Source organism: Pseudarthrobacter sp. AL07 (assembly GCF_029960665.1).
Taxonomy (GTDB): Bacteria; Actinomycetota; Actinomycetes; order Actinomycetales; family Micrococcaceae; genus Arthrobacter.
In genome coordinates this window covers 1-2390 of record NZ_JASBRB010000063.1, presented here as the reverse complement: position 1 = coordinate 2390, position 2390 = coordinate 1, and the positions used below count along the sequence as shown (strand labels likewise).

Annotated in this window: 1 protein-coding gene; it reads right to left on the bottom strand. The window is 67.0% G+C overall.

The annotated features are described in order from the left end of the window. Positions 1-19: 19 nt before the first annotated feature. Positions 20-2317 (bottom strand): putative transposase, encoded by a 2298-nt coding sequence (locus QK290_RS18345; RefSeq protein WP_160669457.1) that lies wholly within the window; start codon positions 2315-2317, stop codon positions 20-22. Positions 2318-2390: the final 73 nt, after the last annotated feature.

Genomic DNA, 2390 nt, shown 5'->3' with positions numbered 1-2390 from the left:
GGGCTCCTGACCGAGCCATTTAATTTGTGGGTGACGTTTCTTTGTTTTTGATCTCGAATCGCAGGATCCGGTCGGTGCCGGGGTAGCGGGTTTCGGTGGCGGTGAGGTGGGCGCATAGTTCGCTGATCGCGGTGGTTGCCCGTCGGGTCGGGAGCGGGTCCAAGCGGATGGTGAGGTAACCGTCGATGCGGGGGTCGATGTCACCGCTGTGCGTGAGGGCCTGCCGGATCAGGGCGTGGGCTTCGTCGTCGCCGCGGGCGTAGCCGGTGTTGGTCCGGATCTCCCTCGCCAGCGTTGACGCGGTGTTGAACGCGGCCATCCGGATCGCATGGCTGAGCAGTTTCGTTTCGGTCTCCAGGACCTGTTGGCCTGCGGCGATCTCACCGAGCGGGACCCGGGCGGGGATCTCCCGGTGCGCGGTCTGTGCGGTCTCGAGAGCGGTTTCGGCGGTCAGGAGGTCCGCGGTGATTGCGTTGTGGATGGTGTTGGTGATCAGGACCGTGGATGTTCCCGGCGGCGGAGTGCGGGCCGCGAGCATCGCGGCGTCGGTCTCTGCCAGGGTCTTCTCGTACCGTGTTTTGGCGGCGAGGACTTGCTGGTAGGCCTTGCGTTTGGCCGGGTTCGGCACGGACCGTTCCGGGTCGTCATCACTGGATGTGTAGGCGTCGTGGGAATCCAGGGCGAAGCGGATCCTGGCGTAGCGGAAGTAGTTTTCCTGCCGCCAGCGTGCGCCCATCCGGTAGATGATCTCCCCGGCCGGCATGTTGGTGTTGGTGGTGAGGATGTGGATCTGCCGTGACCCGCCACCGGGGGTGTTGACCTGGCGGGACAGCTGGCGCATCGGAAAGACTTCCCCGGTCGTACCGACGGGCACCCCGACCTGGGTGTCGGCCGCTTCCCAGGTCCGGGTTTGCCCGTGTTCGTCGGTGTGGGTGACCTCGGCAAAGTGGGAGGGCTGGACGTCCTCGGTGGGACCTTTGCGCCAGGTCAACACATCGAAGTTGTTCTCTGCCATGTGCTGGAAGAGGGATGGGGACCAGCCTCCCCGGTCAAACCCGACCAGGACCCGCCGGTCATCGCCGATGATGGTGCGCAGCTGGGGCAGGAGCCGGCGCAGCTCCCCGGTCAGCGCGGCCCCGGGCTCGGCCATGACCACCAGGACCGGTGACCCGGCAGTGTCGGCAACCCAGGTCTCCTCGGTCGCCGGGACCGGGAACTTCAACCTCGTCGAATGGATCTTCCCGATCTTCCTGGTGCCCTGGTACGCGCGGACATGCCCATCAACGTAAAGCACCGCAGCCAGATCCTGCCCCGGCTCAGCACTGCCGTTGAGGTGTCTAGCAGCCATTGCGGTCAGAAGGTCCCCGGCCTTGCCTCTGCTGGCCAGCGCGGCGGTTTTACGGCGGAGGGTTTTCACTTCCGGAGCCCGGTCCAGGCCCAGGACCCGGCCCAGGGCTGCCGGGTCGATCCGGGTGATCCCCTCGGCCCGTGGTTCCCCCGCCAACGCCTGGAACACGGCGCCGGTCAGGATGGTCTCCAACCCGTAAAACCCGTTCGGCAACGCCCCGAAGGTCTCCTTCGCGCACTCCAGGAGCCCGGTGCGCTCGAGGGCGGGCAGGGCCAGGAACAGTCCGGCCAACGGCACCCGCGCCGCGGGTGCGAAGACCGGGGCCGCGCACTCCAACAACCCGGACCGGGCCCACGCCCGCTCCCCGGACCGGTCCGCAGGTGCCGGCAGCACCGGTAGCTCTTTCGCCGCTTCCGCCATGGTGGAATCCGCTTCCGCCTCCCGCTGGGCCGGCTTCGGTCCTGTCTGCGCCGCCCCCTGGCCGGCGGGGACCGCAGGGGTGTCGGCGCCATCCGCGGTGTCCATGGATAACGCCCTGTGGACGCTGAAGATGGACACGTCCACGGCTGCGGCAATCGTCCGGAACGAGTCCCCGCCGGCACGTCGGACCTTGATGTCCGAGATCAGTGCCGGGGTGAGTTTGCTGGCCCCGCGCGGACCGCGCTTCTCCGGCACGAGTCCTGCCACGCCGGAGGCTTTCAGCTCCCTGCGCCACAGCCACAACGTGCCGGGATCGACACCGAACCCGGCAGCAACCTCGGTCACGGTCGCTGCTTTCATGTCAGCCAGCTTCGCTGCAGCGAACCGGCGCGTGGCCGTGTCCCCGTCATCCCAGGCGTAGATGAGTTGGCCGTGGAGGAAAATGCGGCCGCCGTCGGCGTCCTCCGCCAGCGATACGGCCGCGCCGACCGGCACAGCGCCTTCCTCGATGGCTATGGGAAGGGGCGGCTGGGCAGTCATCACGCCCATGATTCCACCCCCTCAGCAACCGAATAAATCCTCGCGTTAATTATATAACAAATACGGGAAAACTAACAGGTGC